The organism is Wolbachia endosymbiont of Drosophila leontia (assembly GCF_028981785.1).
Taxonomy (GTDB): Bacteria; Pseudomonadota; Alphaproteobacteria; order Rickettsiales; family Anaplasmataceae; genus Wolbachia; species Wolbachia pipientis.
In genome coordinates, this window is record NZ_JAPQLK010000067.1 from 1 (window position 1) to 4,985 (window position 4,985).

At 35.1% G+C, this 4,985-nt stretch carries 6 protein-coding genes, 2 tRNA genes and 1 pseudogene; 7 read left to right on the forward strand and 2 right to left on the reverse strand.

The genetic code is table 11. The features are described 5' to 3' along the window. Positions 1-273 precede the first annotated feature (273 nt). The 3 genes from OZD63_RS02160 to OZD63_RS02170 all read left to right on the forward strand — a co-directional run bounded on the left by OZD63_RS02160 (position 274) and on the right by OZD63_RS02170 (position 2,590). Entirely contained in the window at positions 274-489 is a 216-nt protein-coding gene (locus OZD63_RS02160) for a hypothetical protein (protein ID WP_274979605.1), read from the forward strand. 164 nt (positions 490-653) lie between these two features. Further along, positions 654-956 (forward strand): hypothetical protein, encoded by a 303-nt coding sequence (locus OZD63_RS02165; RefSeq protein ID WP_231115838.1) that lies wholly within the window; start codon positions 654-656, stop codon positions 954-956. A gap of 107 nt (positions 957-1,063) precedes the next feature. Beyond that, complete coding sequence (locus OZD63_RS02170; protein ID WP_275008008.1) at positions 1,064-2,590, forward strand: acyl-CoA carboxylase subunit beta; 1,527 nt, start codon at positions 1,064-1,066, stop codon at positions 2,588-2,590. 53 nt (positions 2,591-2,643) lie between these two features. Here the strand turns inward: OZD63_RS02170 and OZD63_RS02175 are convergent. Next, positions 2,644-2,716 (reverse strand) — tRNA-Thr (locus OZD63_RS02175). A 19-nt stretch (positions 2,717-2,735) separates the two neighbouring features. On the opposite strand from OZD63_RS02175, the gene OZD63_RS02180 reads away from it, so the two are divergent. The 3 genes from OZD63_RS02180 to pdxH are packed head-to-tail and all read left to right on the forward strand — an operon-like array spanning position 2,736 to position 4,270. After that, positions 2,736-2,879, forward strand: a complete 144-nt coding sequence (locus OZD63_RS02180) for a hypothetical protein (protein WP_182321034.1) — start codon at positions 2,736-2,738, stop codon at positions 2,877-2,879. Beyond that, entirely contained in the window at positions 2,845-3,660 is an 816-nt protein-coding gene (mutM, locus tag OZD63_RS02185; RefSeq protein WP_265023660.1) for a bifunctional DNA-formamidopyrimidine glycosylase/DNA-(apurinic or apyrimidinic site) lyase, read from the forward strand. Before OZD63_RS02180 ends, mutM begins: the two co-directional genes overlap by 35 nt. 16 nt (positions 3,661-3,676) lie before the next feature. Further along, positions 3,677-4,270 (forward strand): pyridoxamine 5'-phosphate oxidase, encoded by a 594-nt coding sequence (gene pdxH, locus OZD63_RS02190; protein ID WP_274979607.1) that lies wholly within the window; start codon positions 3,677-3,679, stop codon positions 4,268-4,270. Positions 4,271-4,273: 3 nt separating this feature from the next. On the opposite strand, the gene OZD63_RS02195 is transcribed toward pdxH, so the two are convergent. Beyond that, positions 4,274-4,350, reverse strand: a tRNA-Met gene (locus tag OZD63_RS02195). Positions 4,351-4,412: 62 nt separating this feature from the next. Here OZD63_RS02195 and OZD63_RS02200 point away from each other — a divergent pair. Beyond that, a pseudogene (locus tag OZD63_RS02200) lies at positions 4,413-4,913 on the forward strand (ComEC/Rec2 family competence protein); the annotation flags it as partial. Positions 4,914-4,985 lie beyond the last annotated feature (72 nt).

The following is a 4,985-nucleotide window of genomic DNA, read 5'->3' on the forward strand; positions in this document are numbered from 1 at the left end:
AGAAACAAAAGTGCTGTCCCTTGCACTCTTTGGATAATTTAATGATAAAAAATTTGGAGAGAAATTTTATACACTATCGCTGATATTTTTCCTTAAGTTGACGCCATTGCCTGAACACTTACCTAATGATGAAGCTATCGAAAACATAGCAAAGAGACTTCAAAAATCTATAGACGATGCAAAAAAGCACAAGGTCATGTTTAGTGTTGATGTATTCCAAGGAGAAAAAAGTCATCAATAATAGATTATTCGATACTGATCTTATACCACCTCATGGAGCAAGATAAAAATGTTACTGAGACTGGAAAAGAAAAACTACGGCCTCTTATGTTAGAAATGTTTAATCTAGTTTCAACAGGCACTGATGTGAGCCAAGAAGTTCGGAGATTATTGCCAGAAGATATACTGAGAGAACGCGGCGAATATTTGTCACGTCTAAAACAAATTGTAAGTGATAGTATTGAAAATGACAAAAAAAAGGAATTGTAGTAGAAAGAGATAATAAATTTTATTATGTACAGTGTCCAGAAAAAAGTGTGATCACTCCTGCAAAATTTATGAACTCCCCGGAATTTAAGGACTTAGAATATGGTGCATTGCGAATAGGAGAAGGAGATAATCTAATCTGAATAAAAAGCTGGCAATATCATGATATGCAAGGCAAAGTAAAAATGACCTTTAGGGTAGGCGATGAAAAGATCGAAATGATTTTATCTTCTGAAAAAGCTGAAAGTTTTGGTAAAATAATGGTACATATGGATGACAAAAGTTGTGAAATCTTCTCAAAGTACCTAAAAGAGCTAGAAAAAGAACCTCGTATAAGCAAGGTTGTTGAAGCTGCTAAAAGTTTTGCACAAACGAAAAGCAGTGCAGTTAGTCCACCTCTTTCTAATATGAAAAGTGTTGACACATCGCAACATTTTCAAAGTAGTGACCATGAATCACCAGAGCACTAACAATTATCATACATACATTGTTGCATATAGCAATAGTGTATGTGTATAGTTAGTAGGGTTTGTAAACTTAATAAAGTCTACAACTAATTTGAAAACTACTTTATTGTATGCAAGACTTTAAAATACTAGAAAATCTAAAAACCAAAGCACTAGAAGCTGAAAAAGGAGGCGGTTCTGACAGGATTACCAAACAACATGAAAAAGGGAAATTAACTGCTAGAGAAAGGCTCAGTATATTGCTCGATGAAAGTTCTTTTGCAGAATACGATAAATTCGTAAAACATCATGCAAATGATTTTGGCATGCAAAATGCTAATTTTTTAGGTGATGGGGTAGTGATTGGTCATGGTACTATTTATGGCAGAAAAGTTTTTGTTTATTCTCAGGATTTTACTGTCTTTGGTGGTTCACTTGGTGCGTCACATGCAAAAAAAATATGCAAAATTATGGACATGGCAATTAATTCCAGAGTTCCAATTATCGGACTAAATGATTCTGGTGGAGCCAGAATTCAGGAAGGAGTAAATTCTCTTGCTGGTTATGGAGAAATTTTTCAAAGAAACGTAAATGCATCGGGTGTTATACCACAAATTTCTTTAATTATGGGCCCATGTGCAGGAGGTGCAGTTTATTCCCCAGCATTAACTGACTTTACTTTCATGGTGAAAAACAGTTCATATATGTTTATAACCGGGCCAGATGTAGTAAAAAAGGTTACCTACGAAGATGTAAGTTTCGAAGACCTCGGTGGAGCAAAAATTCATACAAGCAAAACAGGAGTAGCGGATTTTGCATTCAATAATGATGTTGAAATGCTGCTAAAAATGCGTGAATTCTTTACTTTCTTACCAGCAAATAATCAAGAATCACCAAAATCTGCACCAATCTGTAATGATGTTGACGACATTGATGAATCCTTAAACACTCTAATTCCTACCAATCCTAATACTCCTTATGATATGTATGAACTCATTGAAAAAGTTTGTAATGAAAGGAATTTCTTTGAACTGAAACCTGATTTTGCTCGTAATATCATAACTGGTTTTGGTAGAATTGGAGGAAATACTGTCGGTATTGTTGCAAATCAACCTATGCACCTTGCAGGATGTTTGGATATTGATTCTTCAAGAAAAGCTGCGAGGTTTGTAAGGTTTTGTGACGCATTTAACATTCCGATCATCACACTTATTGATGTTCCAGGATTTTTGCCGGGTACAAATCAAGAATACAATAATATAATACAACACGGAGCGAAACTGCTTTACGCTTACGCTGAAGCGACCGTGCCGAAAATTAGCCTTATCACTAGAAAAGCGTATGGTGGTGCATACATTGTTATGAATTCGAAACATCTAAAAGGTGATATAAATTATGCCTGGCCAACTGCTGAAATAGCTGTGATGGGCCCTGAAAGTGCAGTTGAGATTATATTTCGACACGAAAAAGATCAGCAAACGTTAATTAAAGAATACAAAGAAAAGTTCGCTAATCCATCTTTTGCTGCATCACATGGATACATTGATGACATTATAGTGCCAAGTAAAACAAGGTATCACTTTTATAAAGCATTAGAGCTACTCAAAAACAAGAAGGTAGAAAGGATATGGAAAAAGCATGACAACTTACCTCTTTAACTTTCTTTTAAGCCTTGCTTACAAGTTATGCAATATTATAAGTATAATCAGTGTGCCGTTACCAAGATTCGAACTTGGGACCTCGTCATTACCAATGACGTACTCTACCACCTGAGCTACAACGGCAAGTTCACACATTATGATAATGAATAACATAAAAAAAAATAAGGAAAAAGAAGAAGAGAGAAAAAGATTAGCGAAAGCTTTAAAGCAAAATATTTTAAAAAGAAAAAAGCAGCAACAGAGTAGACAAGATGCCAGAATTACCGGAAGTGGAAGTAATCTCTAATTTTTTGCTTGATAAAATTAAAAACAAGCAAATTAGTAATGTCATAGTTAATAATTGGAATTTACGTGCCCCAATAACAAAAAATATTGATGATGTGCTAAAGGGCAGAGTCATAAATGATATTAAACGTAGAGGTAAGTACATAATCTCGAATACAGATGATAGTATGGCTGTCATCATACATCTTGGCATGAGCGGAAAGCTTATATATGCTGACCACGATCAAGTGCGGAATAAGCACGATCACGTGGTATTTTTATTTTCCGATAATACTTCAATAATCTTTAATGATCCAAGAAGATTTGGATTAGTTATTACTTTAAGCAAAGAACAAGAAATAAATTTTTTTGACGGTTTCGGAATAGAGCCCCTCACGGATGAATTCAGTGGAGATTATTTACAGGAGTTGCTGAAAAACAAAAAAGTGAATATCAAATCAGCATTAATGGATAATAAATTAATAGTTGGCGTAGGGAATATATATGCTTCTGAAAGTTTGTTTAGAGCCCGCATATCACCACTCAGATCAGCAAAAGACTTGACCTATAGAGAGTGCGAAAAACTTGCTGCTGAAATAAAAAATACTCTGAGTGATGCAATTGCTGCAGGCGGTTCAACACTGAAAGATTATGCACAGCCATCTGGATCTGCTGGATACTTTCAAAATAACTTTTACGTATATGGTAAAGTTCAAAAACCTTGCAAGATTTGCAATAATATCATAACACTTATACGACAAAATGGCCGTAGCACTTATTTTTGCAACGCGTGCCAGAATTAAGATTTTATTTTTTGATATGATATTTTCACCCGAACAAGATCCGTTTGATTTATTTTCAAAGTGGTATAAAGAAGTACTTAATTCTCCGTGTAAACAACCAACTGCAATGACGCTAGCAACTTGTAGCAAAGACTACATTCCATCTGCAAGAGTAGTATTACTAAAGGAATATAGTAAAGAAGGTTTTGTGTTTTTCACTAACATAAACAGTAAAAAAGGGAAAGAATTGACTGAGAACCCCAAAGCTGCGTTAGTGTTTCATTGGATAGAATTTGCTAGGCAAGTACGAATTGAAGGGGAGATTAAACTTCTAAACGATGAAAGAACTGACAAATACTTCTCTTCTCGAGCGCTGGGTAGTCAAATTAGCGCATGGTGCTCAAAACAATCGAGCATTCTGAAAGATTGGCAAGATTTTGAGCAAGCTATAAAATTGAAGGAAAAAGAATTTCACAATACACAAGTTTCTCGTCCTGATTTTTGGGTGGGATTTTGCGTAATCCCAAAAGTAATTGAATTTTGGCAAGAAGGTGAATATAGGAAGCATATTAGATTTAGATACACTCTTGTTGAGGGAAGCGATTGGAAAGTGGAACAACTATATCCTTAAAAATGGTTGCGGGAGTAGGATTTGAACCTACGACCTTCAGGTTATGAGCCTGACGAGCTACCGAGCTGCTCCATCCCGCGTCGTTGCTTATTTAGTTATTATATATACAAATAATGAAAAAAGAAAAATAAAATTTCACCACATGCAAATATCGACACACTTATTAACTTTTCTTGACATAATAGTTAGTTATATACGTAACAATCTGCGCAATGAACAATATAACTTGATACTGTGGTTTCCTGTTTTTCAGTGTGTAGGAATTCTAACCTATTTTTCCCTAAGTTTTGAACCAAGCTGCATATCTATTTTTCTTTTGCTTTTACCCACACTAATTTTGATTGCGATATTGTATAAAAGGTACGCGATATTGTGTATCGCTTTAATTGCAGTGCTCATAGGATTTACAGCTAGTAAATTAAGAACAGCTTTAGTTGATACTCAAATTCTTGATAAAGAGAGATATGTAAAAGATATCGTTGCCACAGTGAAGGATATTAACGACAGGGGCTCATATAAACAATTTCTGCTTTCTGTTGAAAAATCCCCTACTATCTCAAAATCCTCTCCTGTTATCCCAGTGCCCCCTTTTGTCATCCCAGTACTTGATACTGGGATCCAGAAAAAAAAGATATGGATTCCAGAGGGCTTTGTTGCATCGCTCTTCGGATAGTAGGTAACGTACAATAAATTCATGAAGCTATCTCAAACTTAG